The following is a 26,406-nucleotide window of genomic DNA, read 5'->3' on the forward strand; positions in this document are numbered from 1 at the left end:
ATTCCCAATCCTTCCAGATCCCACCCAGCGCCCTCCGGGGCGCTTTTTCGTTGGCGGGCCATCGCTCGGCGGCGCGGCGTCAAGGTCGCGTGCGCGCGGTGGCCCGGTAGGCCGCGGGCGTCACCGCGTAACGCCGGCGGAACTGCTGGGGCAGGGTCGCTGCGGTGGCGAAGCCCGCCGCCTCGGCGACGGCCTGGAGCGGTTGGTCCGCCTGCTCCAGCAGGTCACGGGCCCGGGCGAGGCGCAGATCGAGGAGCCAACGGGCCGGCGTCGTGCCGGTGGCGGCGGAAAAGCGACGCAGGAGCGTTCGGGGACTCATGCCCGCACGGTCTGCCAGATGGGCGACCGGCCAGTCCCGGGCCGGCGCCGCCCGCATGGCATCGAGCGGCGGCCCGATCCGCGCCGCCTCGTGGAGCGTCGGCACCGCACCCGCGACCACCTGGGCCTGGCCGCCGTCCCGGTGGGGCGGCACGACGAGGCGCCGGGCGACGGCATTGGCGGCGGCCGGCCCGAAATCGCGGCGCACGAGGTGCAGGCAGAGGTCGATCCCGGCGGCCGAGCCGGCGGAGGTCAGGATCGCGCCCTCGTCCACGTAGAGCACGTCGGGGGTGAAGCGGATGCCGGGATGGCGTGCGGCCAGGGCCTCGGCATGGCGCCAATGGGTGGTGGCGCGGCGCCCCTCGAGCAGGCCCGCCGCCGCGAGCACGGAGACCCCGGAGCAGATCGACAGGATGCGCACCCCGCGGGCCGCGGCCGCCCGCAGGGCGGTGGAGAGGGCTTCGGGGACCGGCTCGTCCGCACCCCGCCAGCCTGGCACCACGATGGTGCCGGCACGCTCCAGGAGATCGAGCCCGCCATCGGCGAGGAGGCGCACGCCGCCCTCGGCCCGCATGGGCCCGGGATCGAGCCCGGCCACGGCGAAGCGGTACCAGTCCGGCCCCATCTCGGGGCGGGGCAGGCCGAAGATCTCCACGGCGACGCCGAACTCGAAGGTGCAGAGGCCGTCATAGGCCAGCACCACCACGAGACGGTCGGCGGGGGACAGGCGCGCCTGCGATTTTGGCATGATCGCGACGCTAACCGGCAATCCGGGCCGCCGCCAAGGGGCGCGCCCGCTGCTAGGTCTGCCGTCCCCTGCGACGGAGAACCCCAATGAGCCCCGTGACCGCCATACCCGCCTGTCCGCCCGCCATCGCCCGCGATCACTTCCGGCGTCGCCTGGAGTTGGAGACCGATTGCGCCGACGTGGCGGCGGCCCTGGAGGCCGGCCCGCCCGACTTCGTGCTGCTGCACGCCGTCGGCTCGGCGGCGGCGTTCCGGCGCCGTGACCTCCCCGGCGCCGTGCACCTGCCGCACCGGCTGATCACGGCCGAGCGCCTCGCCGCCTGGCCCGCCGACACGCTGTTCGTGGTCTACTGCGCCGGGCCCCACTGCAACGGAGCCGACCGGGCGGCCCTGCGGCTCGCCGAGCTCGGGCGTATGGTCAAGCTCATGCTCGGCGGCCTGACCGGCTGGGCGGACGAGGACTTGGCCTTCGCGGGTGAAGACCAGTCCGGCGGGGGCCAATCCTGAAATCGGGCATCGTGCGCGAGCCGGCTCTTCAATCTTCCTTTACCATAGGGAGAACAAAGTTGCCGTTGGGGCGGCGCCTGGGTCCGCCCCCAGCCGGACGGCCATGTTCCTCTTCACCACGCCCCCCGCCACTGCCCGCGATTCCGGCGTCAGCCGGGACCTGGGCACGCGCGACGGCGCCGCCGGGCGCACGGGGGCGTCGAGCGGGGTCATCGAGGCGATCCGCGACGGGGCACAGACCTCCGGCGCGGGCTTCGACTATCTCCTGGCCACGGCCCAGCGCGAATCCGCCCTCGACCCCTCCGCCAAGGCGGGTACCTCCTCGGCCACCGGCCTGTTCCAGTTCATCGAGCAGACGTGGCTCGGCACCCTGAAGACCGCCGGTCCCCGCCTCGGCCTCGGGACCTACGCGGACGCGATCACCAAGAGCGCCGACGGCACCTACGCGGTGAGCGATCCGGCGGCCAAGCAGACCATCCTCGACCTGCGCCGCGATCCGCGGATCGCCGCCACCCTGGCGGGGGCCCTGACCGAGCAGAACCGGGAAGCCCTGACCGGCGCCCTCGGGCGCGAGCCCACCGGCGGCGACCTCTACGCCGCCCACGTCCTCGGCGCGCGCGGCGCCGCCGCCCTCATCGCCACCGCCCAGGCGAGCCCGGCCCGGGCCGCCGCCCTCGACATGCCGGAGGCGGCGGCCGCCAATCGTGGCCTGTTCTACGACAGGACCGGGCGCCCCCGCGGCGCGGCCGAGCTCTACGCCCACCTCGCCGCGGCCCGCACGGGCGCGGCGCCGGCCACCCCCGCCGCCACGATCAGCCTGCCCGAGGGCACCACCGCCTACGCCTCCCTCAACGAGGGCGGCCTGCGCTCGATGTTCCAGACGGATCCGCGCCAGCAGGGCGGCGTCTCGGCCGGGGTCGCCCGCCTTTGGCAGGGGCGCAGCGGCGGGACCGATGCGGTTCGGCCGGAGCCGGCTCGCGCGGCGCCGACCTATTTCCCGCGCTCGGACGGCACCGAGAGCGTGACCGGGGGCGCGCCCCCCGTCGCCGCGCCGGCGATTGCCGCCAACCCCGTGCCGGCCGCCTCCGCGGCCCTGGTGGGAGCCCCCCTACCGCCGCGCCGTCCGGCGGAGTTCGGCGCCTCCGGCCAGTCGCCCCGCCCCGGCGCCCCCCTCGACCTGTCCCTCTTCACGATCCGGAGCGGCTCATGATCATCCGCCAGTTCCTCGCCTGGACGCAGCACACCTCCGCGGCGCGACGGGCGGAGGCCGCGGGTGCGCTGGCCCGGGCCTACCTCTACGACGGTCTCGGCGAGGACGTGGCCTGGGAGGCGGAGGCCGCACTCCTCGCCCTCCTGGACGACCCCTCCAGCCTGGTGCGCCGAGCCCTGGCGGAGGCCTGCGCCGCCTGCGCGAACGCCCCCCGTCCCCTGATCGTGGCGCTGGCGGGCGACCAGGCCGAGATCGCCACCCTGGTGCTGGCCCGCTCGCCCGTGCTGAGCGACGCCGACCTCGTCGACGGCGTCGCCATCGGGTGCCTCGCCGCCCGCCGCGCCATCGCGGGCCGGCTCGACCTGTCGCCGGCCGTCGCCGGGGCGCTCGCCGAGATCGCCGAGCCCGAGGCCCTGGTCGTGCTCGCCCGCAACCGCAGTGCCCACATCACCACCGGCAGCCTGATGCGGATGGTGGAGCGCCACGGCGACGTAGCCGCCCTGCGCGAGGCGGTCCTGGCCCGGCCCTACCTGCCCCTCGAAGTGCGCCAGAGCGTGACCACGCGCCTCGCCGAATCGCTCTCCGCCTTCGCGGTGTCCTCCGGCTGGCTCACCCCGGCCCGCAGCGCGCGCGCCAGCCGCGAGGCGCAGGAGCGCACGACGCTCGCCTTCTGCATTGAGGCCCATCCCGTCGACCTCGCCCGGCTCGTCGCCCACCTGAAGGCCTGCGGCCAGCTCAATGCCGGCCTGCTGCTGCGGGCGATCCTGTCCGGCAACATGGCCTTCGCCGAGATGGCCCTGGCCGACCTGGCCGGCCTCCCCGTCCGCCGGGTGGCCGGGCTGATGCACGATGCCTCCACCGCCGCCTTCGCGGCCCTGCACCGCAAGGCCGGCCTTCCGCCGGTGCTGCTGCCGGCCTTCAGCGCCGCGCTGTCGGCTTGGCGCGAGGCGGGGCAGGGTGCCATCGCCAGCGCCGGAGCGGGCCTGTCGCGCCTGATGATCGAGCGGGCGCTGACCGCCTGCGAGACGATGCCCTTCGCGGAGGCGCAGAGCGTCATGGCGCTCCTGTCCCGCTTCGAGGCGGAGGCCGCCCGCGACGAGGCCCGGGTGCTCGCCCGCGAACTCGCCGCCGAGGCCGAGCGCAGCGAGATCCTGCGGATCGAGCGCGAGATCCTCGACGCCGAATGGCGCGAGGCCCAGCGCCAGGTTCTGGCCGACTGGGACGCCCCACAGGCCCTGGAGGCCGCACCGGGCGCCGCAGCCCCCGAACCGGTCGCCGAGACCGTCGCGGCGATCGCGCGCGCGGCTTTGGAAGGAACCTCGGAAGCGATCCAGGAAGAGACCGCGCCGGTGGCCGTCGACTCCGCTGCGGAGGCGCCGCCCGTCGTCGCGGACCTGCCGACCTCGGATGCGCCGGTGGAATCGGACGTCGCCCCTGTCGTGGCGATCCGGGCCGTCGTGCCGGCCGAGGCGCCAGCCGACGTCGAGACGGGGCGCACCGACCCGGTGGGCCTGATCCTCGACGGACTCTCCGACGCGCTGCTCGCCGAGTTCGAGGGCAGCCGCGCCCGGCGCCGTGCCCTCGCCACCGAGGTCGTGCTCGACGCGATCCCCGAGGCGCTGATCGCCAGCTACCGCGAGGACCGGGCGCGCCTCGCCGCGTGAGGGGCAATCAGCCGAACTGCTCGCGCAGGATGCGCTCGTCGAGGCTGTGGCCGGGATCGTGCAGCAGGGTCAGGTTGGTGGCGTGGTCGAGCCAGGTCTCCACCGTGCAGACCCGCCGAAACTCGGTGTGGTCGGCCACCGCCGCCACCGGGCGGTGCGCGGCGTCGAGCACCTCGATGAGAATGCGGGCATAGTCCGGCAGCAGGGCCCCGTGCCAGCGCCGGGGCCGGAAGGCCGAGATCGGCGTCAGGGCCAGGAGCCGGGCGTTGAGGGGCAGGATCGGGCCGCCCACCGACAGGTTGTAGGCGGTGGACCCCGCCGGGGTCGCCGCGAGCACGCCGTCGGCGATGAGCTCCGGCAGGCGGACATGACCGTCGATCGAGATCCGCAGCTTGGCGGTCTGGTGCGTCTGGCGCAGCATGTAGACCTCGTTCAGGGCGCGGGCCTGGTGCCGGCGCCCCTCCGTGTCCACGGCCTCCATCATCAGCGGGTGGATGATGCTGCGCTTGGTGTTCTCCAGGCGCTCGATCAGCCCGTCCTCGCGGAACTCGTTCATGAGGAAGCCGACGGTGCCGCGGTTCATGCCGTAGATCGGCGTGCCGGCATGCATGAAGCGGTGTAGGGTCTGGAGCATCAGCCCGTCGCCGCCGAGCGCCACCACCACGTCGGCCTCGTCCGGCGGCACGTGGTCGTAGCGCCGCATCAGGGTCGCGGCCGCCTGGCGGGCGTCCTCCGTGGGACTTGCGACGAAGGCAAGCCGTTCGAAACGCCGGGCCATGGGCTCACATCCGCCTTGCCGACCACCTTGCCGACGCGGAGCCTTCGCTCCAGCGTCCCGTTCCCAGTCCTGCCGGCAGTCCCGCCGGCCCGCTCCCGCCGGTGGAGCGGCGGAACCCTGGTCGGAGACCCATAGCATGGAGCGGCCGCTTCTCGTCTACACCACCTTCCCGGATGCCGGCACCGCCCTGACCGTCGGAGAGGCGCTGGTGCGTCTGCGCCTCGCGGCCTGCGTCAACGTCCTGCCGGGGATGCTCTCCGTCTACGCCTGGAAGGGCGCGGTGAAGCAGGGCTCGGAGGTCGTCGCGATCCTGAAGAGCCGCGAGGGCCTCGCCGAGGCCCTCGGCGCCACCCCTACGAGACGCCGATCATCCTGCACCTGCCGGTGGCGGGGGCCGATCCCGACACCGCGGCCTGGATCGCGGCGGAGACTCAAGGGCCGCCGATCGGGTAGCTCCGGCCCTTCCACAGAGGCGTGCCGCTGCCCTTGCGCCGCAGGAGGGCGGTCCACTGGATCGCCAGGGCGACGAGGACCGTCGCCGGGTGGAGCAGAACCGTCCCCAGGGGCTCGCGGGTGACCAGGGTGATCGCCGCCCGGGTCGCCAGGGAGACGAGGGCGGCGGCGAAGGCCAGGAACGCGGCGTGGCCGGATTCAAGGCCGGTCAGGGCCGCCAAGAGGAGGAGCCAGGGCAGGACGTGCCCGCCGACCAGGAGCAGGGTCCAGACCGGCAGGGCCCGCGGGGTCGCCATGCCCTCGTGGGCGTTCTTCGAGAAGCCGGCCCAGCTCTGGGCGAAGCCGCGGTACATCCGGCAGGTCGCCAGGGCGTGCCCGGCGACGAGGTCGGTCCGGTAGCCGGCCTGCCGGAAGCGGCGCGGCAGTACGACCCCGTCGTGCAAGCTGGTGCGCACGGCGCCGTGCCCGCCGGTGGCCGCGTAGGCCTCGCGACCGACGAGAATGAGCTGGCCGCAGGCGGCCCCGAGGCTGGGGCGCGGGGAGGCCCGCATCATCGCCATCGGCAGGTAGCCGAGGAGCAGGAAGTTGATCATCGGCACCGTCAGGCGCTCGCCCAGCGAGCCCATCAACTGGCGCGGCACACCGCTCACCAGGGCGCTCTCGGTCCGGCGCGCATGGGCGGCGAGGGCCGCCGCAGCCGCGGGCGCCAGGCTCACGTCGGCATCGACGAAGAGGAGATGCGTCCCGGTCGCGGCCTCCGCCAGCCGCGCGCAGGCGTGGTTCTTCCCCGTCCAGCCCTCGGGCAGGGGCGGGATCGCGACGAGGCGCAAGCGCGGGTCCTCGGCGGCGATGGCGGCCACGATGGCGGCGGTGTCGTCGGTGGAATGGTCGTCGCCGACGAGCACTTCCAGGGCGACACCGGCGCTCGACAGGGCGGCCCGCACGGTGGCGGCGATCACCGCGGCCTCGTTGCGGGCCGGGATCAGCACCGAGACCCGTGCCCGGACGTCGAGATCCGGCTCGGGGGTGCGCAGAATCGAGAGGTTCACCCAGGCGACCAGGGCGGGCAGCAGCGCACAGGCCAGGGCCAGGATCGCGAAACCGAGCATCACGGAACCGGATCTCCCTTCTGGCGGTGGGCCGGCTCGAAGCGCCGGCCCGTGACGACGGCCCCGAGGCGCCGCCAGAGATCGTAGATCCCGCCGATCCCCTTGGCACCGGACGCGAGCGGCGTGAAGCGTCCGGCCTCGCGCGCGACTACGTCGGCGCTGAGCCAGTCGAGGGTAGCGGTCAGGTCCGCCTCCATCCGGGCGAGGCGCTCGGCCCGGGACAGGGCGAGCAGCTCGGCTCCGGGGATCGGCGCCCCGAAGGCCGCGAAGGCCTCGCCACCGCGCTCCTCCCAGAACGCGTATTCGAGGGCCAGCGGTACGAACAGGGCGTCGGGTGCGATCTCGGGCAGGCGGCCGACGCCGGCGCGCAGGCCCAGAGGCCGGGCGCGGACGTCCTGGAAGCGCCCCTGGGCGGTGATCCAGATCATCCGGTTCGGCGCCCCCAGGATGCGCCGCGTCGCCTTCAGGAACTGGGCGGCGCCGCGGGCCGAGTCGAGGTCCACCGCGAAGGCCCCCATGCGGGCGAAGACCGCGTACTTCTCCAGCATCCGCGCGTCGAAGGGCGCATAGCTCTCGCGGCGGGGAAACAGCCGTCCGGCCAGGAGGATGACCACGGCGGCGTCCCACCAGGCCGGATGGTTGCAGTAGACCACCACCGGCCCGGGATGGTCGGCGCAGGCTGGCACGCCCCAGCGGGCGAGCCGCAGGGCGTTGAGATGGCGTCGGATGTAGCGGTCGAAATACCCGACCATGAACCGCCACAGGGCGGGCGATCGGGCGGGGCCGTCCTCGCGGGACATGCGTCGGGCCTTCAGGCGCTGGCGCGCTCCTCTCCCCGGGCATCGGTGTCGAGGGCATCCGCCGCGATCCAGCCCGACATCATCACCATCGGCATGCCCGGACCCGGATGGGCCGCACCGCCGGAGAGGTAGAGGCCGCGGACCTGCCGGGAGCGGTTGCCCGGCTTGAAGGCGCCCATGAACTTGCCGTGCGAGGCCAGGCCGTAGATCGCGCCGTTGAGCACCTTGTAGCGCTCGTGGATGTCCTGCGGCGTCAGGTGGCGCTCGACGACGATGCGCTCCTCGAGGTCGGGCATGTTGCCGGTGCGCTTGAGCTTGTCGAGGATGACTTGCCGATAGGCCGGGAACATCTTCGACCAGTCGTGGTGCGGGCGTAGATACGGCGTGTGCACGAGGACGTAGAGCGCCTCGCCGCCCTCGGGCGCCACCGACGGGTCGGTGGAGGAGGGGGCAGCGAGGTAGGCGGTCGGGTCCGGGGCCGGTTCGCCCTTGCGGTAGATGTAGTCGAACTCCTCCTCGGGGTCGCGGGAGAAGACGAAGTCGTGGTGATTCAGGTGCTCGTAGCGCTTGTTCAGCCCGAGATAGAGGACGACACCGGAGCAGGCCGGCTCGAAGCTTTTCTTCTCGTAGGATTTGCCGACGTCGCCGCCGACGAGTTCCCGGTAGGTGCGTACCGAATCCATGTTCGAGATCACGGCGTCGAACGGGGTGACGCCGGAGGCGGTCCGCACGCCCTTGACCGCGCCCTGCTCGATGGCGAGGCCGGTGACCTCGTCGCCGGGCCGCAGGGTGGCGCCGAGTTCGGAGGCGAGCTTGGTCAGGGCCTCGGCCACGGCGCGGGTGCCGCCCATCGGGTACCAGACGCCCTCGGCGGTCTGCATGTGGGCGATGGCGCAGAGCACGGCGGGCGCGCCGTAGGGCGAGGAGCCGACATACTGGACGAAGTGGTCAAGCATCTGCGCGAGGCGCGCATCCTTCACCTTCGAGCGGATGGTGCCGGCGACCGACGAGCCCATGCGCAGGGACAGCACGTCGCGCAAGGTGCCGGGATTCATGTTGGCGCGGATGTTGATCGTGTCGAACAAATCCTCGACCGGCTTCCAGAAGAAGAACTTGTTCGAGACGTCGTGCAGGTGTTCGGAGATCTCGAGGAACTTCTTGTAGCCCTCGCCCGCGCCGGTGTTGGGCGCGAAGCGCTCCATGTCGGCGGCCATGGTGGGCACGTCGGCCATGAGGTCGAGCTGGGTGTCGTCGTCGAAGAAGCAGCGCCACTGCGGATCGAGGCGGCGCAGGTCCAGGTAGTCGTGGATGTTGCGTCCGGCCTCCTGGAAGATGCGCTCCAGCACTTTGGGCACCGTGAGGATGGTCGGCCCCATGTCGAAGCGGAAACCGCCCTCGTGCAGGACCGCGGCCTTGCCCCCGAGCCAGTCGTTCTTGTCGTAGAGCGTGACGGTGTGGCCGCGCGCGGCGCTCACGCAGGCAGCCGCCAAGCCGCCCAACCCTGCGCCGACGACGGCGACCGAAGACCCAGCCCGCATGTTCGTGTCACTCCCCGGGCCGGTCCGAAAGCCCATACCCTGCATGAAGCTAGACCGGATGGCCGCGCGGTCAACGCGCTAACCGGTCGCGGCGTGGACCGACGCCGTCTTCGCCCGTACCTTCCTAGCTCGTTTGCCGCGACACCAGCCCCAGCGCGACCCCCAACCCCGCCGCCGCCACGGCGGCCATCACGCCCCAGGCGGGCAGCGCCGCGGCCCAGCCCTCGCTCAAGGCGTTCTGGTAGGCCTCGATCGCCCAGGCGTTGGGAGTGAGCCAGCCAGCCTCCTGCAGCCAGGGCGGCATCAGGAAGCGGGGCACCATGCTACCGCCCACCGCCGAGAGCAGGAGGACGCCGAAGGTCGCGGCCAGGTGCGCCTGCTGGCGGGTGGCGGAGGCCGCGCACGCGGCCAGGGCGAGGCCGGCCGCCATCGCCGAGACGAGGAGGGAGGTCACCAGCCAGGCGCCCACATGGGGCAGGATGTCGACGCCGTGCAGGAGGGCGGCGGCCGAGAAGATCAGCCCGGCCTGGACGAAGCCCTGGCCCACCAGGAACAGGAACTTGCCCAGCACCACCACACTGAGCCCGCCAGGCCCCGCCATCAGCCGGTCGGCGAGCCCGGACTGGCGCTCGTCGACGAGGGAGAGGGCGCCCTGCATGGCGGCGAAGAGCAGGAACACCGCCGTGATCGCCCCCGCGTAGTAGCTGACACGATCGTTGGTGGCACCCGAGGCGGTGCTGCGTCGCTCCACCAGAGAGGCGAAGGCGAAGGGCTCCTTGCGGGCGCGCTGCTCGGCGAAGGCCTGGTTGAGGAAGGCCCGTTCGTCCGGGCCGATCTTGCCCGAGCGCTCCACGTCGGCGACGATCCGGGCCAAAACCACGTCGGGCAGGGCCTCGTTGAGGACGCGCTGGAGCTGGCCCAGCGCGATCGGGGTGGCGAGGGCCTTGGCGGGATTCTCGATCAGCACCACGGGCTGGTCGGCGCGGGACGAGCCGGCCTCGAGGTCGCCGCGCAGCACCAGGGCGACGTCGACCTCGCCCCGGCGCACCGCCGCGACGGCGCCGTCGAGATCGGAGGCGGCGAGGCGTCCGACCCGGAGGGACGGGTCCGCCTCCAGGGCCTGCATCAGGCGCTGCGTCGTCGGCGTCCGGGCCAAGTCGAGGAGGCCGACATGGATGCGGATGCGGTCGCCCAGGGCGCCGGAGAAGATCGCGGCGAAGATCACGAAGATCACGGTGGGCAGCACGAAGGCCATGACCAGGGCGGCCCGGTCGCGCACCAGGCCGAGCAGCATCACGCGGAAGGCGGCCGAGATCATGCGGGGGTCTCCCGTTCGGCGAGCTCGTCCGCGGCCGGCGGCGCGGATCCCGCCAGCGCATCGCGATACACCGCCTCCAGCCCGGGGGCTCGGATGCGGATCTCGGCGATGGGCACGCCCGCGCTCCGGAGGTCGGCGAGCAGGTCGGCGCCGTCGCGGGGCGTGCCGCTCAGGCGGCGCGCCCGCCAGGTCGAGCCGGTGTCGAGGGGCACAAAGCCCGCTTGGCGCAGGACCGCCTCCGCCGCCCCATCGGCGGGGGCGACGAGGGCCGCCTCGTGCTCGGGGGCCTCGGCGCGGATGCGGGCGAGGAGATCGGACAGGCGGCCGTCGGTGACGATCCGCCCCTGCGCCAGGATGGCGACCCGGTCGGCCAGGCGCTCGGCCTCGGCGAAGTCGTGGGTGGCGACGAGGAGGGCCGTGCCGGCCTCGCGCAGGCGCGCGAGCACCGCATGGATGGCCGCCCGGGCTTGCAGGTCGACGCCCTGCGTCGGTTCGTCGAGGAGGACGAGGCGGGGTCGCGCCATCAGGCTGGCGGCGATGTTGACCCGGCGCTGGTAGCCGCCCGAGAGCAGCCCCACCGGGCGCCGGGCGACCTCGCCGAGGGCGCAGAGGGCGAGGCCCGTCGCCACCGCCTCGGCCCGCCCGCGCCGGGGGATGCCGGCGAGCTGGGCGAAGACCGACAGGTTCTCGGCCACCGAGAGGCGGGGATAGAGGGCGATTTCCTGGGGCACCCAGCCGATCGCCCGGCGCGCCGCCGGCGTCCGATGGGGATCGTCGCCGGCCACGCGGACGCTGCCGGCACGGGGGGCGAGCCGACCCGCGACGAGGCGCATCAGCGAAGTCTTGCCGGCGCCGTTGGGGCCGAGGAGCGCGAGGGTCTCGCCGGCGCCGAGGGCGAGGTCGACGCGCTCCAGCACGCGGGTGCCGCGATAGGCGAGGGCGGCGCCGGCCACCCGCAGGAGCGGCTCGGAAGGGAGGCTCACGCGGCGCTCAGCGGGGCGGCAGCGCGCGCGACAGGCGAACCCGCACGCCGACGCCCGGCTCCCGCACGGTGAAACGCGCGCGCGCGAAATCGGGGCGGGCGGACCGGACGGACTCGCCGGAGAAGCCGTAGGGCTCGAGGGGCAGGCCGAGGCCGGTCCGGTCGAGGCGGCCGTTGCGGTTGGTGTCCTGATAGGCCACCGCCGCGTAGATCCCGGGCCTCACGTTCGCGAAGACGAAGCGCTGGGCAGCGGCCTGGGGCTCGGCCTGCTGCCCGGTCCGGCAATCGGCCTCGGACAGGCCGTCCTGGCACAGGGCGACGGAGACAAGGCCGCCGGGCTCGATGCCCTCGACCTCCACCGCCACGGAGGCCGCCCGGGCCGCCCCCGAAACCAGGACGAGGGCGCAGAGACCGGCCAGGGGCCGCGACAGCCCCCTCAAGTGGCGTCGCCCGAGGTGGCCAGGGGCGCGGTGGCCGGGATGCCGGCACTGGCGGCCCCGACGCGCCCGGCGGAGAGCTCCTCGATCAGGAGGCGGGCGGTGATGCGCGCGCCCTCGTAGATCACCGGCAGGCCGGAGCCCGGATGGGTTCCGCCGCCGACGAGGTAGAGCCCCGGCCCGAAGCGGTTGTGCGGGCGGAAGTAGAGCATCTGCATCAGGTCGTGGGCGAGGTTGAAGGTGGCCCCCTCGTGCACGAAGAAGTCGTCGCGCCACTCGGTCGGGTCGACGATGCGCTCGTACCGGATGCGCGATTCGATGTCGCCGAGGCCGAGCAGCTTCAGGCGGTCGAGGACGAGGCGGCGATAAGTCTCCCGTAGCCCCTTCCAGTCGATGCCCGCCTTCAGGTTCGGCACCGGCACCAGCACGTAGAGGCTGGTCTGACCGGGCGGCGCCATGCCGCCGTCGGTGAAGCCCGCATGCTGCACGTAGAGCGAGGGCTGCATCGGCAGGATGCCGTCGGTGATCTCCCGGATGTTGCGGGCGTAATCCTCCGACAGCAGGATGGTGTGGTGGCCGAGGGCCTCCGGCATCGGCCCGTCGAGGCCGAGATACAGCATGAAGGTCGAGCAGGAGAGGCGCGCCTTCGCGATCTTGGTGTCGCGCCAGCGCGGTCGATGCTGCTGCGGCACGAGGTCCTGGATGACCTTGGCGAAGTCGCCGTTGATGACGACGGCGTCGGCCTGCAGGGTCTCGCCGTTGCAGACGACGCCGCTGGCGCGCTTGCCCTCGAACAGCACCCGCTCGACGCCCGCCCCGAGGCGGATGTCGACGCCCATCCGGCGGGCGAGGCCCGCCATCGCCTCCGAGACGGCGCCGCACCCGCCGACCGGATGGTAGACGCCGTGCTCGTATTCGAGGAACGACAGGATGGTGAACAGGCTCGGGCACCGGAACGGCGACATGCCGAGGTATTTGGTCTGGAACGCGAAGGCGAGGCGGACCCGCGGGTCCTTGAAGTAGCGCTGCAGGTCCTTGTCGACGCTGCGCCCCGGATGGAGGTGGGGCAGGGCGGCGATCATGGCCGGGGAGGCCATGGCCCGCAGGGTATGGAAGGCCTGCTCCAGGACGGGCTTGAAGAACTTCAGCTTGACCCGGTTGTCGGCGAAGAACTTGCGCACGTTCTTGGCGTCGTCCGGCGCGATGCGCGCCACCTCGGCCTCGAGGCGGTCCATGTCGTTCGTGGCGCGGATCTCGCCGCCCGCCTCGAACACGAGGTGGTACTGCGGATCGAGGCGCTCGAGCTTGACGTGGTCTTCCAGGCGCTCGCCGCAGGTCTCGAAGATGTCGGCGAGGATCTGCGGATAGAGGAAGAAGGTCGGGCCGATGTCGAACCGGAAGCCCCCGGGCGCCTCGACGGTCTTTGTGCGTCCGCCCACCGCCGGATCCTTCTCCAGCAACGTGACGTGCACGCCGGCGCGGGCGAGGAGGAGTGCGGTGGCGAGGCCGCCGGGACCGGCACCGACGATGATGACGCGGCGTCCGGACAAAGTCCGCAAGCCGTCCCGTGACTGCAACAACGCTCAAAACTCCATCGTCTACAGGCCCACGCGCCTCATCCATGTGGCGCGGGAGCATGGTCCGTCCAGGGCTCGCGGTCTAATCTTGACCGTAGCGGTGCAGGCGGCAATGGGGGCGCAGTGTCGCGCATCCCCGGCCCATCGGGCCGCGGACGCCCGCGATCCGCCGTCAGGCGGCCCGGGACAGGTGATGCAGCGCGATCGCGCCCGCCGTGGCGACGTTGAGCGAATCGAAGTCCGGCGCCATCGCGATGCGGACGGTGCGCAGGCGCGCCATCAGGTCCGGCGGCAGGCCCGGCCCCTCGCTTCCGAGGAGGAGCAGGGTCCGGTCGGGGGGCGCCAGGGCCGCCAGGGTCTCGGCTCCGCCGGGGCTCAGGGCCAGGGGCTCCAGGGCGTGACGCGCCGCGAAGGCCAGGAGCGCGTCCGCATCGGCGAGTTGCAGGAAGGGGACGATCAGGGCGGCGCCCGCCGAGACGCGGATCGCCTTGCGGTAGAGCGGATCGCAGGTGCCGGCATCGAGGAGCACCGCGTCGGCCCCGAAGGCGGCGGCGTTGCGGAACAGGCCGCCGACATTGTCGTGGTTGGTCAGGCCGACGAGACCGACCACGAGGGCCGGTGCCGGGGCGGGCGGCAGGCCGGGGAGGACGGCATCCGTGGCCTCCGCCCCGCGCAGGCCCACGCCGAGGACGCCGCGATGGATCGGAAATCCGGTGATCGCGCTCATCACGGGCTTCGCCGCGGTGTAGACGGGCACGGGCTCGGGCAGACGGGCCAGGGCCGCCTCCAGGCCGGCCAGGCGCTCGGGCGCCAGCAGGATCGATTCGAGGCCGAACCGGGCTCGGGCCGAGAGCATGACCCGCAGGGTCACCTCGCCCTCGACGATGAAGCGGCCGGCACGCCCGACGAGGTCGCGCTCGCGCATCGCCGTATAGGGCGCGAGGCGCGGGTCGGCGGGATCCTCGATGGCGATCGGCGCGGGTCGGCAAGGGGCGGCCAAGGCGGCGTCAGGCGCTCGCCGGACGCCCGCCCATGCGCACCGCCAGGGGATCGGCCTCAGCCTTGGTCGGCACCTTCACCAGGGCCTCGCCGTCGAGGACGACCTCACCGGCCACCGAGCAGGTGCATTTCAGGCGGGCACGGCGGCGCTCCGGGACGAGTTCGGCCACCTCGACCGTGACCTCGACGGTGTCGCCGATGCGCACGGGCGCGCGAAAGTTCAGGGTCTGGCTGATATAGACCGCGCCGGGGCCGGGCAGGCGCGTGCCGAGCACCGCCGAGATCAGGCCGGCGGTGTAGAGACCGTGGGCGATCCGGGTGCCGAAGGGCGTGCGCGCCGCGAAGTGCTCGGACAGGTGGATCGGATTGCGGTCGCCGGTGATCTCGGCGAAGCCCACCACGTCGGAGGAGGCGATGACCTTGTTCAGCGTCTCGGACAGGCCGACCTCGAGATCCTCGAAGTACAGGACGCGCAGTTCGGGCATCATCGGCAGTTTCCCCTGACTTCGGGTGTGGCACGCGGGTCTCGTGCGGCGTGGCTTTTCGCCTCGCACAGGCGGCGGGCCAAATCCAGTATCCGGCAGCCGAAAAGCATCGCGCCGAGTCGTGAGCCTCGACAGACGGAGGCACTTCGCGCCATGGAGACCCTTGCCGCGAGGCGCCGGGCCCGGGTCCGGGGACCTCACCTTGAAGACCGCACCGTCACGAGACGAGCCGCCGCCCGTGTCCGCCACGCCCACCCCGTCCGCCACCCTGCGCCCGGTGGTCGCCCGCGTCGCCGGGCTGAACCTCGCGTATTTCGGCATCGAGATCACGGTCGCCCTGGCGATCGGCTCGCTGGCGCTCATCGCCGACAGCCTCGACTTCCTCGAGGACGCGGCGATCAACCTGCTGATCTTCGCCGGGATCGGCTGGAGCGTGCTCAACCGGGCGCGGCTCGGGGCCGTCCTCGCCGTCATCCTGCTCCTGCCGGCGCTCGCCACCGCCTATGCCGCCTGGATCAAGTTCGCCACGATGGCGCCGCCGGCCCCGATCCCCCTGACGCTCACGGGCATGGGGGCGCTGGCGGTCAATCTCACCTGCGCGATGATGTTGGCCCGCCACCGCTCGGGCGGCGGCAGCCTGACCCGGGCGGCCTACCTCTCCGCCCGCAACGACGCCTTCGCCAACCTGGCGATCATCGCCGCCGGCCTCGCCACCGCCCTGACCCTGTCGGCCTGGCCCGACCTCATCGCGGCGGCCGGCATCGCCATCCTCAACGCGGATTCGGCGGGCGACATCCTGAAGGCCGCCCGCGCCGAGTGGCGCGCGGCCAAGGCCGTGTCCGAGAGTCCGGTTCCCTGAGAGGCTTCGAGCCCCCGCCATGCGCCTGTTCCCCATCTCCGACCTGCACCTCGAGCGCCGGCGCCTCGACGTCATCCCGCGCCCGACCCGGCCCTTCGACGTGCTGGTCTGCCCCGGCGACCTGCACGAGGGCAGGCCCGAATCGGGGCTCGCGGCCCTGATGACCCTGGCGCAGGGACGCCCGATCGTGCTGGTGCCGGGCAACCACGAGCACTACGCGCCCACCGGCGACCGGCGCACGGCTCCGGAACTCCTCGCCGCCCTGGAGACCGAGGTACTGCGCCTGAACGGGGAGGGGGCGGACATCCACCTGCTCCAGCGCGGGGCGGCGATCGTCCTCGACGGTGTCCGCTTCGTCGGAACGACCCTGTGGAGCGACTGGTCGCTGGCCGGCCTCTGGCTCGACGAGAGCGGCGCCGACGCGCCGTCGGATCCGGTCGCCTACGCGGCCGCGCGGATGACCGATCCGGTCACGGGCTCGCGGGAGTATCGGGGCTCCATCCGCAACGGTGACGGCACGGCCTGGTCGCCCGCCGACGCGATGGCGGCCCATGAGCGGGAGCGTGCCCTGCTGGCCGCCGCCCTGGCGCAGCCCCATGCCGGCCCGACCGTCTGTGTCACCCATCACCCGGCGAGCCCGCGCGCGGCCGAGGCGTTCCGCCACGTGCCCGGCGTGCCCTGGTGGGTCCCGGCCTTCTACGCCACCACCGCCCTGGAAGACCTGCCCGAGGCGGACCGGCCCGACCTCTGGGTCTCGGGCCATTTCCATGCCGGGCACGACCTGTGGATCGGCCGGACCCGCTGGGTGGCGAACCCGGTGGAGGGGCGGGACTTCTCCGCCGATCACATTCTCACGATCGATTGAGACCGGAGGGGCGCCGGTGGCGTACCTGTCCGGCAACGAACCGCCGGAGCTCGCCCATGAACGCTTTCATCGCCGTGGTCCTCGTCTGCGCCAACGGGATCCCGATCGAGGCCTGCACCGACGACAAGGCCAGCGAAGTCCGCAAGGTCCGCGTCGCCAACGAGCTCGGCTGCACCAACGGCTGGCAGGAGATCATCGCCCGCACCGACCTACGGGACGAGGTCGGCAAGACGAGCTACCTCAAGACCGAGTGCCGCCGGGTGAAGCAGGCCGACTGACCCGGACGCGGCCGACTACTTGTCGTACTTGATGTAGGCGAAGCGCGGATCGGTGGGGGTGCCCTCGAGCGCGCCGCCCTCGGTGCCGGGCTGCCAGCCGACCACCTCCTCGATCTTGGCGGCCAGGGCGAAGTCCTTCTCGGTGATGCCCTTGGCGGCGTGGTTGGTCAGCCGAACCTCGACCCAGGCGTAGGAGGCGGTGATGTCCGGGTGGTGCCAGGCGGCCTCGGCGAGGTGGCCGACCGTGTTGATCACCATCAGCGTGCCCTTCCAGCTCGCGGTCTTGTAGGTGCGCCGGATCCAGCCCTCTTCCAGGCGCCAGGCCGGAAGCTCGCGCGCGAGGCGCTCCGTGACGGTGGCGTCGTCGATCACGTCGTCCCGTGTGCCGGCCATGGTCCCACTCTCCCTCGAACACGCAGCGTTGCCGACTCTCTGCGCCCGGCCCCGGCCGTGCGCAAGGGATCACGCCCGGTTCGCAAGGTGTCGCGCCGGATCCGGAAGGATTGGCCAGTTCGGAAGCGACCATCCGCCCGTTGGACTTGCCAATTCGTCCTGTGGACGCCCTGGGCCCGACCTCCTATGAAGATTGCCAACCAACGCCGGCCTTCACGGGACACCCCGAGCGTTCGACTTGGAAACCAGGGAGAGTCCCTCATGCTGTCACGGCGCGGATTGCTCGCGACGGCGGCACTGTTGCCCCTGCCCTGGAGCCTCGCCCGGCCGGCGCGGGCGGCCGGGCCGTCCTTCCGGGTGGGCAGCCTGCCGTTCGGCACGGTCTCCTGGGAAGCGGCGGTGATCAAGGCGCGGGGCCTCGACAGCGCCAACGGCTTCACCCTCGACGTGGTCAAGCTCGCCGGCAACGACGCGGCACGGATCGCCTTCCTGGGGGGCCAGGTCGACACCATCGTGGGCGACCTGCTCTGGGCCGCACGGCTCGGCAACGAGGGCCGCGCGATCCGCTTCTTCCCCTACTCGACCACCGAGGGCTCGCTGATGGTGCCGGGCGACAGCCCGATCCGGACGCTGGCCGACCTCAAGGGCAAGCGCCTCGGCGTGGCCGGGGGCCCCCTCGACAAGAACTGGCTCCTGCTCAAGGCCCAGGCCCGGGACACCGTCGGCATCGACCTCGAGACCCAGGCCACCATCGCGTTCGGCGCGCCGCCCCTCCTGGCGCTCAAGCTGGAGCAGGGCGAGCTCGATGCCGGGCTGCTGTACTGGACCTACTGCGCCCGCCTGGAGCCCAAGGGTTTCCGTCGCCTGATCGGCTCGGACGACATCATGCGCGCCTTCGGCGCCACCGGCTCGATGGCCCTGATCGGCTACCTCCTCGACGACGCCACCGTGAAGGACAAGGGCGAGGCGGTGACGGGGTTCGCCCGCGCCTCCAAGGCCGCCAAGGATCTCCTCGCCAACGATCCCGCTGCCTGGGACGTGGTGCGCCCCCTGATGTCGGCTGACGACGAGGCTACCTTCCAGGTCCTGAAGCGCGACTTCCTCGCGGGCATCCCGCGCCGGCCCCTCGCCACGGAGCGCAAAGACGGCGAGACGCTGTTCAGCGTGATGGCCCGGCTCGGCGGCGAGCGCCTGGTCGGCGCGGGTACGACGCTCCCCGCGGGCCTGTACTTCGACGGCACCGGCAATGGCTGAGGCCGCCCCGCGCCCGCCCTCCGCGCGTCCGACGCCCTGATCCGATGGGCTTTGCCACCCGTCTCGCCTCCGTGCTGGTCCTCCTCGCGGGGTGGCAGGTCGCGGCCTCGGCCGCGGGCTCGCGGCTGCTGCCGGCGCCCCTGGCGATCCTGGACTTCATCGTGCGCGAATCCGCCACCGGCGACCTGTGGTGGAACGTCGGCATCACCCTCTCGCGGGTCGGCATCTCCTTCTTCCTGGCCATGACACTGGGCGTGCTCCTCGGGATCGCCCTCGGGCGCTCGCGCCGGCTCAACCTCGTCCTCGACACCCCGCTCCTCATTCTCCTCAACACGCCCGCCCTGGTGATCACGGTGCTGGCCTACATCTGGGTCGGCCTGAACGAGGCGGCCGCCATCGTCGCCGTGGTCCTGAACAAGCTGCCGAACGTCGCCGTGATCCTGCGCGAGGGGGCCCGCGGCCTCGATCCGCAACTGGAGGAGATGGCGCGCAGCTACCGCTTCGACCGGCGGACCTGGATCGCGCACGTGCTGGTGCCGCAGCTCCAGCCCTTCGCGGTGGCCGCCGCGCGCTCCGGCCTGTCGCTCGCCTGGAAGATCGTGCTGGTGATCGAGCTTCTCGGCCGGCCCAACGGCGTCGGCTTCGCGATCAACTACTACTTCGTCCAGAGCCTGAACGTGGCGGCGATCGTCGGCTACAGCATCGTGTTCATGAGCGTGATGATCGCCATCGACATCCTCATCCTCCAGCGGCTCGAAGCCTATGTCCGACGCTGGCGCTGAGGGGATGGCCGTTTCCGCCTCCGACGGCGCGGGCGCGGCCCTGCGGGTCGACATCCTCCGCAAGGTCTATGGCAGTGCCGGCCCGGAGCCCGTGGAGGCGGTGCGCGACCTCGCCTTCACGGTGACGGCGGCCGCCATCACCTGCCTGATCGGCCCCTCGGGGGCCGGCAAGACCACGACCCTGCGCATCCTCCTCGGGCTCGACGCCGATTACGAGGGCCGCGTCACGCCGCCGCCGGACGAGGCCGGCATCGCCATGGCGTTCCAGGAGCCGCGGCTGCTGCCCTGGCGCACCGTCGAGCAGAACGTCCGCCTTGCCCTGCCGCGGCCGGCCCGCACCCAGAACCTCGATGCCCTGTTCGACTCTCTCGGCCTGACACCCTGGCGGGGCCGCTACCCGGGCGCTCTGTCGCTGGGCATGGCACGGCGGGTCTCGCTCGCCCGGGCGCTCGCGCAGAAGCCGCGCATCCTCATCCTCGACGAGCCCTTCGTCTCCCTCGACGACAATGCGGCGGCGGCCCTGCGCGGCCTCGTGGTCGCGGCGGTGGAGGGCTCCGGCATGGGCGTCCTCATGGTCACCCACAACGTGGCCGAGGCCCTCGAGATCGCCGATCGCCTGCTCCTGGTCTCGGGACGACCGGCGAGCCTCCTCGGCACGATCACCCTGGATCGGCCGCGGGGCCAGCGCGAACGCGGCTGGATGGAGGCAAACCGAGCGTCCCTCGCCGCCCGATTCCCGGGCATCATCGCAAGCTGATTCGCCCTGGATCGGACAATGCTCGCGCCTCGATCGCGCGCTGTCTTCACTTCTGCCATGCCGGATGCGGCGAGACCGCGCATCCGATGAGCATCCTCCAGGGTTCCGCGGATGCCGGATATGACCATCACAATCCCCCGCCCCGGCACGTGATTTTGAAATATACCTCCTTTTTAGCATTTTATTTCACGAACGCATCTCCTCGCAGGGGCTCCTTTGACGCGAACGCAGCTTCGATCGCATGACCACACCGGCCAAGCTCAGGCTACATGCGCCAAACGCATGATGATGAGGCCAAGCTGTTTAAAACACTTTGTCTTACCAATTTGAGATATTGCAACGCACAATCCGATGCTGCGAAGCGTGAGCCTGACAGAATGTCGGCCAAAGGCTCACGAGGACTTGTGCGAAGCCTGGAAGCACAGGGCGCAAGCGAGTTGACGCCGGCCGAATTTTTCTTAGAGTTCATTCAAGCTTCGGTTTCGAGGGGCGCCGCAAAGGGATAGCGGCCCCTGACTACACAAACCCCGTCCTGGCCATTAGTGGTTTGGAAATAAGGGTTTGGCGTCCGCTACCGAGGCGAACCTATCCCTGTCGCAAACAGTCAGATCACGGCGTGATCCTGCGGGTTTTCCGCATGATGGCGGCTGCAAGATCTGTCGGAGGAATCCATGAGAGCGGTACATCTTCTCGCACTCGGCGCCGGCATGGTCGCTTCGACCACGGCGTTCGCCAACGAAGACGTCCTGAAGCGCACGGCCAACCCGGCCGAGCAGGTCCTTCAGACCGTCGACTATGCCAACACGCGCTATTCGAAGCTCGACCAGATCAACGCCAGCAACGTCAAGCAGCTCCAGGTGGCCTGGACCTTCTCGACCGGCGTGCTGCGCGGCCACGAGGGCTCCCCGCTCGTCGTCGGCAACATGATGTACGTTCACACCCCATTCCCGAACATCGTCTACGCCCTCGACCTCGACAAGGACGGCGTGATCGTCTGGAAGTACGAGCCCAAGCAGGACCCGTCGGTCATTCCGGTGATGTGCTGTGACACGGTCAACCGTGGCCTCGCCTACGCCGATGGCGCCATCATCCTGCACCAGGCCGACACGACCGTCGTCTCGCTGGACGCGAAGTCCGGCAAGGTGAACTGGTCGGTGGTGAACGGCGACCCCAAGAAGGGTGAGACCAACACCGCCACCGTTCTCCCGGTGAAGGACAAGATCATCGTCGGCATCTCCGGCGGCGAGTTCGGCGTGAACTGTCACGTCACCGCCTACGACGCCAAGACGGGCAAGAAGGTGTGGCGCGGCCACTCCCAGGGCCCCGACGCCGACATGATCATGGACCCCGAGAAGACCACCTCGCTCGGCAAGCCGGTTGGCAAGGACTCCTCGCTGAAGACCTGGGAAGGCGATCAGTGGAAGACCGGCGGCGGCTGCACCTGGGGCTGGTTCTCCTACGATCCCAAGCTCGACCTGATGTACTACGGCTCGGGCAACCCCTCGACCTGGAACCCCAAGCAGCGTCCGGGCGACAACAAGTGGTCCATGACCATCTGGGCGCGTAACCCCGACACGGGCGCCGCCAAGTGGGTCTACCAGATGACCCCGCACGACGAGTGGGACTACGACGGCATCAACGAGATGATCCTCACGGATCAGAAGGTTGACGGCAAGGAGCGTCCGCTCCTGACCCACTTCGACCGTAACGGCTTCGGCTACACCCTCGATCGCGCCACCGGCGAGCTCCTGGTCGCCGAGAAGTTCGATCCGGTCGTGAACTGGGCCTCGAAGGTCGACATGGACAAGAGCTCCAAGACCTACGGTCGTCCGCTCGTCCAGGCCAAGTACTCCACCGAGCAGAACGGTGAGGATACCAACTCCAAGGGTATCTGCCCCGCCGCTCTCGGCACCAAGGACCAGCAGCCTGCGGCCTACTCGCCGAAGACCAACCTGTTCTACGTGCCCACCAACCACGTCTGCATGGACTACGAGCCGTTCCGGGTTTCCTACACCCCGGGTCAGCCCTACGTCGGCGCGACGCTGGCCATGTACCCGGCCCCCAACAGCCACGGCGGCATGGGTAACTTCATCGCCTGGGACGGCGTCGCTGGTAAGATCAAGTGGTCGAACCAGGAGCAGTTCTCGGTGTGGTCCGGCGCCCTCGCCACCGCTGGTGACGTCGTGTTCTACGGTACCCTCGAGGGTTACCTGAAGGCCGTCGACTCCAAGACCGGCAAGGAGCTCTACAAGTTCAAGACCCCGTCGGGCATCATCGGCAACGTGATGACCTACAGCCACAAGGGCAAGCAGTACGTCGGCATCTTGTCGGGTGTCGGTGGCTGGGCCGGCATCGGCCTCGCGGCCGGCCTGACCGACCCGAACGCCGGTCTCGGTGCGGTGGGTGGTTACGCCGCCCTCTCGAACTACACCAACCTCGGTGGTCAGCTGACCGTCTTCTCGCTGCCGAACTAATCGGTCGCACGCAACGGTAGATCATAGGGTGCCGGCGCGGGTTTCCGCGCCGGCACCTTTATGATTAGAATTGGAAGAACAACACGCGAAACACGCGGCTGGTGAGCCGACGTGGTGTTCCTGGGAGAAACGTCGTTGTACACCTTTAGCAAAGCCGTCATCCGCCCTCTCGCGGCAGCGTTCGCTCTCGCGTCGGTCTCAACGCTCGCCGTGCAGGCCCAGGATGCGAAGAAGGCTGATCCGGCCCTCGCCAATCAGCTCGATCCGAATGCACCCGAGAAGGACCCGAAGCTGATCGACAAGTTCGCGGCCGTGAAGGTCGAGGACGGAAAGTATCAGGACTCGGAAGGTCACCCCACCTACCACATCACCGCTGATGGCAAGAAGTTCGACTGGTACGCCTACTCGGGCTACCGCCGCTATCACGCCGAGTGCCACGTCTGCCACGGACCCGACGCCATGGGTTCGACCTACGCGCCGGCCCTGAAGGACTCGCTCAAGACGATCGGCTACGAGGAGTTCATCGGCATCCTCGCTGGCGGCAAGCGTGACTCGCAGGCCGGCCAGGAGCGCGTGATGCCGGCCTTCGGCGATAACAAGAACGTCATGTGCTACGCCGACGACCTCTACGTCTACCTGAAGGCCCGGGCGTCCGGCGCCATGCCGCGCGTCCGCCCGACCGACAAGGAAGACAAGCCCGAGGCCGCCAAGACGGCTGAGAAGGAGTGCCTGGGCGGCTAATGGCGCATCCAGGCTCCCGGACGGGCCTCGCGCTCGCGCTCCTGTTGCTTGCAGCCGGAGCGCGACCTGCGTTGGCACAATCGCTGCCGGACCTCGTGACGACGGACACTCTGCGTGTCTGCGGCGATCCCGGCAACATGCCGTTCTCCGAGCGCAAGGAGGACGGCTTCGAGAACCGAATCGCCGCGATCATCGCCGACGAGCTCAAGGTCAAGATCCGGTACTACTGGCTGACGCAGGGGCCCGGCTTCGTCCGCAATACCCTCGGCACGGGCCTCTGCGACCTTATCATCGGCTCGGCCGCCGGTGGAGAGCTCGTCCAGCACTCGAATCCCTATTACCGCTCCGCCTATACGCTGGTCACCCGCACGGGCGAGTTCGACGGGGTGACCCGGCTCGACGATCCCAAGCTGAAGGGTAAGTCCATCGGCGTCATCGGCGGCACGCCCCCGGTGAACCGGATGGGCGAGGTCGGCCTCGTCAGCTCCATGAAGGCCTACGCGCCCTATCAGCTCGATCCGGCCCGCAAGCACCAGACGGTCTCGGCCGAGGTCATCGCGGATCTCGCCGAGAAGCGCATCGATGCCGCCATCCTCTGGGGACCCGCCGCCGGCTGGCTCGCCAAGCACAGCGGCGTGCCGATGACGGTGGTGGCGCTGCTGCAGGAGCCCGATCGGCCGCCGCTCACCTTCCGGATCGCCCTCGGGGTGCGCCTGGAGGAGAACGACTGGAAGCGCACCCTCAACACGATCCTGCGCAAGCGCCGCGCCGATATCGAAAAGGTGTTGCGCGACTACGACGTGCCGCTGCTGGAGGAAGAGGGCAACAAGCTCCTCGACGCTCCAAGCCCCTGATATTGTCCCCAAGGATGTCGGGGGCGACAGGAGAGAGAGACCGCGATGGCGGCGATCGGATGGGCTCCGTCGCCGCCATCGTCGTTCAGACCCCTGCGCGCGCATCGTCGACCAGAGCCCATGGCGGCGGTTCGCGACGGCCCTTCGGATCGAACCGGACAGGGCCGATCGCATCCGCGTGGAGCTAGGCATTCGCCGCCTGACGCCTCTCTGCGCGGGAGCTGGGATCCTCGTGCCCCGATCCGGTCTCCCTCGGGGTCAGCCCGGAGGGCCAGAAATCCCGCGCGGGCGACGGGCGCATGCCGGAGAGTACCGACGCGATCGCCGAACGCAACTTGGGCTGTCCCGTCTCGGCCCCTTGCACCGCCTCGTCGCCTGGACCGACGGCTGCGTCGGCGTCTCGAATGCCGAGAGGGCGGCTCTTTCCGCCGGGGTCGATCCCAGATCCCCGATCGAGATCCGGCCCAGATCAGACCCGCTCGATGCCGGCGGCGTCGAGCTTGGCGAGGGCTGCGGCGACCGTCTCCGGCCCAATGCGCAGGGTGGGGGCGATCTCGGCCAGAGGCACCAGCACGAAGGCGCGCTCGCGCACGAAACGGTGTGGCAGTACGAGGCGCGCATCCGAGATCGTCGCGCCCTCGTAGGACAGAACGTCGATATCGATCACCCGCGGACCCCAACGGCGTTCGCGCACCCGGCCCATGGCGGTCTCGATGGCGAGGCCCACCTCCAGGAGTTCGTGCGGGGTGAGGCTGGTCTCGATCCCGATCGCGGCGTTGAGGAACCAGTCCTGGTCGGTGTCGCCCCAGGGCGGCGTGCGATAATTCGACGAGCGCGCGGTGACGCGGATGCCCGGTGTGGCCGCCAACCGCGCCACCGCATCGGCCAGGGTCGCGGCCTTGTCGCCGAGATTGCTGCCGAGGCCGAGATAGGCGGCGTGCCAGTCCGGTCCACTCCTCATCGAGCAGCCTCGCGGCGACGCACGATCTCGATGGCGACGCCGTCGATCACGGCCGGGACAGGCGCGCTCGGCTTGTCCACCCGCACGCGGATCTCGGTGATGGGCGAGTGACGGTCGAGGATCTCGCCCGCGATGGCTTCCGCGAGGGCCTCGATCAGGTCGAAGCGCCGCTGCGTGGCGATCCGGGTCACGATCTCGGTGAGGTCGGCGTAGCTCACGGTCCGGGCGACGTCGTCGGAGCGCCCGGCCGCCCCGAGGTCGAGGCGCACATCGAGCGAGACGTAGAAGCGTTGCCCGAGGCGAGCCTCCTCGGGCAGGAGGCCGTGGAAGGCAAAGACCGCGATCCGGTCGACGAGGATGCGGTCGCTCATGCGGAGCGTCCCATCACGGCGTCGACCACCCGCAGGGCATCGACGTGCGGGCGGACATCGTGAACGCGCACGATCAGCGCCCCGAGGGTCGCGGCGAGGACGTGACTGCCGATCGAGCCGAAGAGCCGGTCCACCGGCTTGGTCTCGGCATCGTGCAGGCGTCCGAGGAGGGATTTGCGCGAGACGCCGACGAGGACGGGAAAGCCGAGGGCCACGATCTCGGGCAGGCGCCGCAGGGCTTCGAGGTGCTGCGCCCAGCTCTTGCCGAAGCCGATACCGGGATCGAGCACGATGTCGCCGTCGCGCAGGCCGGCGGCCCGCGCGATGGCCAGCGAGCGCTCGAAGAAGCGCAGCATGTCGGCGACGATGTCGAGGGCCGGATCGATCGTCTCCCGGTTGTGCATGATCATCACGGGCGCGCCGTAATCGGCGGCGACCCGGGCGATGTCGGGCTCGCGCTGCAGGCCCCAGACGTCGTTGACTATGCGGGCGCCGGCCTCCAGCGCCACCCGGGCGGTCGAGGCCTTATAGGTGTCCACCGAGATCGGAACGGGCAGGCGGGCCGCGAGGTCGCGGATCACCGGCAGGATCCGAGCCTGCTCCTCCTCGGCCGGGACGGGCACGTGGCCGGGGCGGGTGGATTCGCCGCCGATATCCACCAGGGCCGCGCCCTCCGCCACCAGGGCCTCGGCCTGGGTGCGGGCGGCCACGACATCCGCGAAGCGGCCGCCATCGGAGAACGAATCGGGCGTGACATTGAGAATGCCCATCACGAGCACGCGCCGACCGAGATCGGGCAGGAGCGTCGTCAGCGGAGCCGGCAGGTCTGGGGGCACGAGATGCTCGGGTTCGAAGGCGGGCGCGACCGGAGCGCGTCCTCGGCCGGGATGCCGCT

General features: G+C 71.1%; 27 protein-coding genes, 1 tRNA gene and 1 pseudogene (1 of these 29 only partly in view). 14 read left to right on the forward strand and 15 right to left on the reverse strand.

The genetic code is table 11. The features are described from left to right. A tRNA-Gly gene (locus ASF18_RS24190) sits at positions 1 to 27 on the forward strand (it extends 77 nt beyond the left edge of the window). Between the two features lie 52 nt (positions 28 to 79). On the opposite strand, the gene ftrA is transcribed toward ASF18_RS24190, so the two are convergent. Continuing rightward, the gene (gene ftrA / locus ASF18_RS01075; RefSeq protein ID WP_056348553.1) at positions 80 to 1,066 is read right to left on the reverse strand and encodes a transcriptional regulator FtrA; all 987 of its coding nucleotides are present in this window, start codon (positions 1,064 to 1,066) and stop codon (positions 80 to 82) included. 86 nt (positions 1,067 to 1,152) lie between these two features. On the opposite strand from ftrA, the gene ASF18_RS01080 reads away from it, so the two are divergent. The 3 genes from ASF18_RS01080 to ASF18_RS01090 all read left to right on the forward strand — a co-directional run bounded on the left by ASF18_RS01080 (position 1,153) and on the right by ASF18_RS01090 (position 4,446). After that, entirely contained in the window at positions 1,153 to 1,572 is a 420-nt protein-coding gene (locus ASF18_RS01080; protein ID WP_056348555.1) for a rhodanese-like domain-containing protein, read from the forward strand. 103 nt (positions 1,573 to 1,675) lie between these two features. Then, a complete protein-coding gene (locus tag ASF18_RS01085) occupies positions 1,676 to 2,782 on the forward strand; it encodes a hypothetical protein (protein ID WP_056348558.1) in 1,107 nt (368 codons plus the stop codon). Then, a complete protein-coding gene (locus tag ASF18_RS01090) occupies positions 2,779 to 4,446 on the forward strand; it encodes a DUF2336 domain-containing protein (protein ID WP_056348561.1) in 1,668 nt (555 codons plus the stop codon). The genes ASF18_RS01085 and ASF18_RS01090 overlap by 4 nt, the downstream gene beginning before the upstream one ends. Positions 4,447 to 4,453: 7 nt before the next feature. Here ASF18_RS01090 and ASF18_RS01095 read toward each other — a convergent pair whose 3' ends face one another. Further along, on the reverse strand, positions 4,454 to 5,224 hold the full coding sequence (locus ASF18_RS01095) for an NAD kinase (RefSeq protein ID WP_056220208.1): 771 nt from the start codon (positions 5,222 to 5,224) through the stop codon (positions 4,454 to 4,456). Between the two features lie 136 nt (positions 5,225 to 5,360). Here ASF18_RS01095 and cutA point away from each other — a divergent pair. Further along, a pseudogene (cutA, locus tag ASF18_RS22695) lies at positions 5,361 to 5,677 on the forward strand (divalent-cation tolerance protein CutA). Here the strand turns inward: cutA and ASF18_RS01100 are convergent. The 9 genes from ASF18_RS01100 to croR all read right to left on the reverse strand — a co-directional run bounded on the left by ASF18_RS01100 (position 5,656) and on the right by croR (position 14,925). Continuing rightward, entirely contained in the window at positions 5,656 to 6,786 is a 1,131-nt protein-coding gene (locus ASF18_RS01100) for a glycosyltransferase (protein ID WP_056348565.1), read from the reverse strand. The pseudogene cutA and the gene ASF18_RS01100 sit on opposite strands and share 22 nt — an antisense overlap. Further along, positions 6,786 to 7,586, reverse strand: coding sequence for a lysophospholipid acyltransferase family protein (locus ASF18_RS01105; RefSeq protein WP_056348568.1), 801 nt, complete (start codon positions 7,584 to 7,586; stop codon positions 6,786 to 6,788). Before ASF18_RS01105 ends, ASF18_RS01100 begins: the two co-directional genes overlap by 1 nt. An 11-nt stretch (positions 7,587 to 7,597) precedes the next feature. Next, positions 7,598 to 9,124 carry a phytoene desaturase family protein gene (gene crtI, locus ASF18_RS01110; protein WP_056348571.1) on the reverse strand — a complete coding sequence of 509 codons (1,527 nt, stop codon included), beginning with the start codon at positions 9,122 to 9,124 and terminating at the stop codon, positions 7,598 to 7,600. A 124-nt stretch (positions 9,125 to 9,248) separates the two neighbouring features. Continuing rightward, positions 9,249 to 10,442 carry an ABC transporter permease gene (locus ASF18_RS01115; RefSeq protein ID WP_056348574.1) on the reverse strand — a complete coding sequence of 398 codons (1,194 nt, stop codon included), beginning with the start codon at positions 10,440 to 10,442 and terminating at the stop codon, positions 9,249 to 9,251. Further along, positions 10,439 to 11,425, reverse strand: coding sequence for an ABC transporter ATP-binding protein (locus ASF18_RS01120; protein ID WP_056348578.1), 987 nt, complete (start codon positions 11,423 to 11,425; stop codon positions 10,439 to 10,441). Before ASF18_RS01120 ends, ASF18_RS01115 begins: the two co-directional genes overlap by 4 nt. Before the next feature lie 7 nt (positions 11,426 to 11,432). Next, positions 11,433 to 11,864: a DUF2141 domain-containing protein gene (locus ASF18_RS01125; protein WP_244472513.1), complete on the reverse strand. Its 432-nt coding sequence runs from the start codon at positions 11,862 to 11,864 to the stop codon at positions 11,433 to 11,435. Further along, positions 11,861 to 13,441, reverse strand: a complete 1,581-nt coding sequence (crtI, locus tag ASF18_RS01130) for a phytoene desaturase family protein (RefSeq protein WP_056220235.1) — start codon at positions 13,439 to 13,441, stop codon at positions 11,861 to 11,863. Before crtI (ASF18_RS01130) ends, ASF18_RS01125 begins: the two co-directional genes overlap by 4 nt. Positions 13,442 to 13,610: 169 nt before the next feature. Then, positions 13,611 to 14,363, reverse strand: a complete 753-nt coding sequence (locus ASF18_RS01135) for an RNA methyltransferase (RefSeq protein ID WP_056348691.1) — start codon at positions 14,361 to 14,363, stop codon at positions 13,611 to 13,613. 82 nt (positions 14,364 to 14,445) lie between these two features. Next, positions 14,446 to 14,925 (reverse strand): 3-hydroxybutyryl-CoA dehydratase, encoded by a 480-nt coding sequence (gene croR, locus ASF18_RS01140; protein ID WP_055949554.1) that lies wholly within the window; start codon positions 14,923 to 14,925, stop codon positions 14,446 to 14,448. Between the two features lie 235 nt (positions 14,926 to 15,160). Here croR and ASF18_RS01145 point away from each other — a divergent pair, with 235 nt between their 5' ends. Genes ASF18_RS01145 through ASF18_RS01155 form a run of 3 tightly spaced genes read left to right on the forward strand, consistent with a single transcriptional unit; the run spans position 15,161 to position 16,924 of the window. After that, a complete protein-coding gene (locus tag ASF18_RS01145) occupies positions 15,161 to 15,781 on the forward strand; it encodes a cation transporter (RefSeq protein WP_056348581.1) in 621 nt (206 codons plus the stop codon). 19 nt (positions 15,782 to 15,800) lie between these two features. Next, complete coding sequence (locus ASF18_RS01150) at positions 15,801 to 16,646, forward strand: metallophosphoesterase (protein WP_056220241.1); 846 nt, start codon at positions 15,801 to 15,803, stop codon at positions 16,644 to 16,646. Positions 16,647 to 16,702: 56 nt separating this feature from the next. Continuing rightward, positions 16,703 to 16,924: a hypothetical protein gene (locus ASF18_RS01155; protein ID WP_055949561.1), complete on the forward strand. Its 222-nt coding sequence runs from the start codon at positions 16,703 to 16,705 to the stop codon at positions 16,922 to 16,924. Between the two features lie 15 nt (positions 16,925 to 16,939). On the opposite strand, the gene ASF18_RS01160 is transcribed toward ASF18_RS01155, so the two are convergent. Beyond that, positions 16,940 to 17,317 carry a 4a-hydroxytetrahydrobiopterin dehydratase gene (locus ASF18_RS01160; RefSeq protein WP_056348584.1) on the reverse strand — a complete coding sequence of 126 codons (378 nt, stop codon included), beginning with the start codon at positions 17,315 to 17,317 and terminating at the stop codon, positions 16,940 to 16,942. 261 nt (positions 17,318 to 17,578) lie between these two features. On the opposite strand from ASF18_RS01160, the gene ASF18_RS01165 reads away from it, so the two are divergent. The 6 genes from ASF18_RS01165 (at position 17,579) to xoxJ (ending at position 24,179) form a co-directional block, all read left to right on the forward strand. Next, complete coding sequence (locus ASF18_RS01165) at positions 17,579 to 18,571, forward strand: ABC transporter substrate-binding protein (RefSeq protein WP_056270584.1); 993 nt, start codon at positions 17,579 to 17,581, stop codon at positions 18,569 to 18,571. Between the two features lie 44 nt (positions 18,572 to 18,615). Further along, positions 18,616 to 19,353, forward strand: a complete 738-nt coding sequence (locus tag ASF18_RS01170) for an ABC transporter permease subunit (RefSeq protein ID WP_056220251.1) — start codon at positions 18,616 to 18,618, stop codon at positions 19,351 to 19,353. Then, the gene (locus ASF18_RS01175) at positions 19,334 to 20,110 is read left to right on the forward strand and encodes an ATP-binding cassette domain-containing protein (RefSeq protein WP_056348587.1); all 777 of its coding nucleotides are present in this window, start codon (positions 19,334 to 19,336) and stop codon (positions 20,108 to 20,110) included. The genes ASF18_RS01170 and ASF18_RS01175 overlap by 20 nt, the downstream gene beginning before the upstream one ends. A gap of 671 nt (positions 20,111 to 20,781) precedes the next feature. After that, positions 20,782 to 22,584, forward strand: a complete 1,803-nt coding sequence (gene xoxF1 / locus ASF18_RS01180) for a lanthanide-dependent methanol dehydrogenase XoxF1 (protein ID WP_056220255.1) — start codon at positions 20,782 to 20,784, stop codon at positions 22,582 to 22,584. A gap of 159 nt (positions 22,585 to 22,743) precedes the next feature. After that, the gene (locus ASF18_RS01185; RefSeq protein ID WP_056220468.1) at positions 22,744 to 23,325 is read left to right on the forward strand and encodes a c-type cytochrome, methanol metabolism-related; all 582 of its coding nucleotides are present in this window, start codon (positions 22,744 to 22,746) and stop codon (positions 23,323 to 23,325) included. Beyond that, the gene (gene xoxJ, locus ASF18_RS01190) at positions 23,325 to 24,179 is read left to right on the forward strand and encodes a rare earth element methanol dehydrogenase accessory protein XoxJ (protein ID WP_056348590.1); all 855 of its coding nucleotides are present in this window, start codon (positions 23,325 to 23,327) and stop codon (positions 24,177 to 24,179) included. The genes ASF18_RS01185 and xoxJ overlap by 1 nt, the downstream gene beginning before the upstream one ends. Positions 24,180 to 24,648: 469 nt before the next feature. On the opposite strand, the gene folK is transcribed toward xoxJ, so the two are convergent. Genes folK through folP form a run of 3 tightly spaced genes read right to left on the reverse strand, consistent with a single transcriptional unit; the run spans position 24,649 to position 26,281 of the window. Beyond that, positions 24,649 to 25,140 carry a 2-amino-4-hydroxy-6-hydroxymethyldihydropteridine diphosphokinase gene (folK, locus tag ASF18_RS01195; protein ID WP_056348592.1) on the reverse strand — a complete coding sequence of 164 codons (492 nt, stop codon included), beginning with the start codon at positions 25,138 to 25,140 and terminating at the stop codon, positions 24,649 to 24,651. Beyond that, complete coding sequence (gene folB / locus ASF18_RS01200) at positions 25,137 to 25,511, reverse strand: dihydroneopterin aldolase (RefSeq protein ID WP_056348596.1); 375 nt, start codon at positions 25,509 to 25,511, stop codon at positions 25,137 to 25,139. The genes folK and folB overlap by 4 nt, the downstream gene beginning before the upstream one ends. Next, a complete protein-coding gene (gene folP, locus ASF18_RS01205) occupies positions 25,508 to 26,281 on the reverse strand; it encodes a dihydropteroate synthase (RefSeq protein ID WP_156649540.1) in 774 nt (257 codons plus the stop codon). Before folP ends, folB begins: the two co-directional genes overlap by 4 nt. Positions 26,282 to 26,406 lie beyond the last annotated feature (125 nt).

The sequence above is a fragment of the Methylobacterium sp. Leaf89 genome, assembly GCF_001422215.1.
Lineage (GTDB): Bacteria > Pseudomonadota > Alphaproteobacteria > Rhizobiales > Beijerinckiaceae > Methylobacterium.

What these genes read in the sequence shown, in the direction of transcription:
- ftrA (WP_056348553.1), bottom strand. Translation starts at nt 1,066, where the DNA reads ATGCCAAAATCGCAGGCGCGCCTGTCCCCCGCCGACCGTCTCGTGGTG.
- ASF18_RS01080 (WP_056348555.1), top strand. Translation starts at nt 1,153, where the DNA reads ATGAGCCCCGTGACCGCCATACCCGCCTGTCCGCCCGCCATCGCCCGC.
- ASF18_RS01085 (WP_056348558.1), top strand. Translation starts at nt 1,676, where the DNA reads ATGTTCCTCTTCACCACGCCCCCCGCCACTGCCCGCGATTCCGGCGTC.
- ASF18_RS01090 (WP_056348561.1), top strand. Translation starts at nt 2,779, where the DNA reads ATGATCATCCGCCAGTTCCTCGCCTGGACGCAGCACACCTCCGCGGCG.
- ASF18_RS01095 (WP_056220208.1), bottom strand. Translation starts at nt 5,224, where the DNA reads ATGGCCCGGCGTTTCGAACGGCTTGCCTTCGTCGCAAGTCCCACGGAG.
- ASF18_RS01100 (WP_056348565.1), bottom strand. Translation starts at nt 6,786, where the DNA reads ATGCTCGGTTTCGCGATCCTGGCCCTGGCCTGTGCGCTGCTGCCCGCC.
- ASF18_RS01105 (WP_056348568.1), bottom strand. Translation starts at nt 7,586, where the DNA reads ATGTCCCGCGAGGACGGCCCCGCCCGATCGCCCGCCCTGTGGCGGTTC.
- crtI (WP_056348571.1), bottom strand. Translation starts at nt 9,124, where the DNA reads ATGCGGGCTGGGTCTTCGGTCGCCGTCGTCGGCGCAGGGTTGGGCGGC.
- ASF18_RS01115 (WP_056348574.1), bottom strand. Translation starts at nt 10,442, where the DNA reads ATGATCTCGGCCGCCTTCCGCGTGATGCTGCTCGGCCTGGTGCGCGAC.
- ASF18_RS01135 (WP_056348691.1), bottom strand. Translation starts at nt 14,363, where the DNA reads ATGCGCGAGCGCGACCTCGTCGGGCGTGCCGGCCGCTTCATCGTCGAG.
- croR (WP_055949554.1), bottom strand. Translation starts at nt 14,925, where the DNA reads ATGATGCCCGAACTGCGCGTCCTGTACTTCGAGGATCTCGAGGTCGGC.
- ASF18_RS01150 (WP_056220241.1), top strand. Translation starts at nt 15,801, where the DNA reads ATGCGCCTGTTCCCCATCTCCGACCTGCACCTCGAGCGCCGGCGCCTC.
- ASF18_RS01155 (WP_055949561.1), top strand. Translation starts at nt 16,703, where the DNA reads ATGAACGCTTTCATCGCCGTGGTCCTCGTCTGCGCCAACGGGATCCCG.
- ASF18_RS01160 (WP_056348584.1), bottom strand. Translation starts at nt 17,317, where the DNA reads ATGGCCGGCACACGGGACGACGTGATCGACGACGCCACCGTCACGGAG.
- ASF18_RS01165 (WP_056270584.1), top strand. Translation starts at nt 17,579, where the DNA reads ATGCTGTCACGGCGCGGATTGCTCGCGACGGCGGCACTGTTGCCCCTG.
- ASF18_RS01170 (WP_056220251.1), top strand. Translation starts at nt 18,616, where the DNA reads ATGGGCTTTGCCACCCGTCTCGCCTCCGTGCTGGTCCTCCTCGCGGGG.
- ASF18_RS01175 (WP_056348587.1), top strand. Translation starts at nt 19,334, where the DNA reads ATGTCCGACGCTGGCGCTGAGGGGATGGCCGTTTCCGCCTCCGACGGC.
- xoxF1 (WP_056220255.1), top strand. Translation starts at nt 20,782, where the DNA reads ATGAGAGCGGTACATCTTCTCGCACTCGGCGCCGGCATGGTCGCTTCG.
- xoxJ (WP_056348590.1), top strand. Translation starts at nt 23,325, where the DNA reads ATGGCGCATCCAGGCTCCCGGACGGGCCTCGCGCTCGCGCTCCTGTTG.
- folK (WP_056348592.1), bottom strand. Translation starts at nt 25,140, where the DNA reads ATGAGGAGTGGACCGGACTGGCACGCCGCCTATCTCGGCCTCGGCAGC.
- folB (WP_056348596.1), bottom strand. Translation starts at nt 25,511, where the DNA reads ATGAGCGACCGCATCCTCGTCGACCGGATCGCGGTCTTTGCCTTCCAC.
- folP (WP_156649540.1), bottom strand. Translation starts at nt 26,281, where the DNA reads ATGGGCATTCTCAATGTCACGCCCGATTCGTTCTCCGATGGCGGCCGC.